Source organism: Thermovirga sp., assembly GCA_012523215.1.
Lineage (GTDB): Bacteria > Synergistota > Synergistia > Synergistales > Thermovirgaceae > 58-81.
The window spans coordinates 1-1,531 of the sequence record JAAYIZ010000189.1 but is presented as its reverse complement, the minus strand read 5'-3'; the positions used below and the strand labels follow the sequence as shown (position 1 = coordinate 1,531).

Sequence of the window (1,531 nt, the reverse complement as noted above, 5' to 3'; positions counted from 1 at the left end):
GAGACGGCAACCCCCGTGTAGCGCGGGTTGTTGATCTCCTTCGCGATGGCGATGCAGACCAGGAACGCCATGGACGCGACTCCCATCACGAAAAGGGCGGGTTTGAGGACGACCAGCGGAGGCCTGCCGGAACCCCAGAAGAGGATCACTCCCCAGGCAGCGACATTGGCCGCGGCCACCAGGGCCAGGGGCCACCTCCTCGCCCCGGCCATATCCGAAAATTTCCCCATGAACACGCCCCCTAGCATGGCGCCGAGGACCACCAGAGATACGATCCCCGAGGCTTCATGGCGGGAAAGCCCGTAGACGCTGGTCAGCCATGGAACCCCCCAGGCGCCCATGAAGGCCAACTGGCCCCCGGAAAAAAGGCCGCCTATGATCATCGCGGGCCAGATACCCTTGGACCGGAGCGCCCCTTTCACCGCGTGGAGCAGTTCGTAGCCGCCGATCTTCGGCCCCTTCCCCGTAGGGTTGACCGGGGTGAAACCCATATCAGCGGGACGATCCCTTATCAAGAGAAAGCAGGCTGAACTCAAGAGGAATGATAAAGCTCCTATCACGACAAAGGTCATCCTCCACGAGAAAAGGGCTACCATCATGGCCAGGGGGGTCTGCGCGACGAGCCCTCCGGAATTGCCCACGAAGGCGGTGATACCCGACATGGTGGCGAACTCCCTCTCACTGAACCACTCGGAGAGCATTTTCAGGATACACACGAAAACCGTGGCGGCCCCTACGCCGACGATGAACCTCCCCAGATAGACCAGGGCTGGAGAAGAGGCTAAGCCAAAGGTCAAAGACCCCACCCCGGAAAGGAAGATCCCCGCCGAGACGGTTTTCCTGGCCCCCAGCGAATCGGCCAGCATACCCACCGGGATCTGCATGGCCGTGTAGGCGTAGAAATACATGGAAGCGAGGTGACCAAAGGCCGCGCCCGACATCCCGAATACGGCGACGAGGTCATCCCGTACCACCCCGGGAGCCAGCCTGTGGAAGAAAACGATCATGTAGACAAGGGCCATGATGCTCCAGGCGACGAGGCGATACCTGCGGACGTCCGCTTTAAGCCAAGCGGCGATCTTGACGACCGATACCATCGGGGGAGCTCCTTCCGCTGAAATGCAATATCCTCGTGGGTGTTCCACGGATTATAAGCATACTATATTTCTCGCCGTTCTGGAGGAGGAATGCCTCTTGTGGCCAGGTGCACCGCCTTCGATTCAGGCAGCGTCGCCAAGGGTCGAAGAGATCTGGGCGACCCACCCATTGACAAAAGCTTCGAGGGCGGTGTAGTATGCTTCAAACATCAGGCACGGCCAACCCTTAAAGAAGGAGGGAATCCGCGTGAAGGACAGGATGTATGGCACTGTAGCAGCGACTAACGATATCGCCATTATTATCCTCGTTCTTACGTGGGGGTCCCCTCCTGGGGCGGCCGTCGCGCTATAGGCGCGTAACCGCGAACCGGGACCGGGGCCCCTTGAAACAAGGGGCCCCGGTTTTTTATTGTGTTCGCGGCCGCTCCTGGAGG

At 60.2% G+C, this 1,531-nt stretch carries 1 protein-coding gene; it reads right to left on the bottom strand.

All coding sequences use genetic code 11. The features are described from left to right. A partial coding sequence (locus GX108_05240) for an MFS transporter (GenBank protein ID NLO56442.1) occupies nucleotides 1–1,097 on the bottom strand: 1,097 nt, incomplete at its 3' end. Nucleotides 1,098–1,531: the final 434 nt, after the last annotated feature.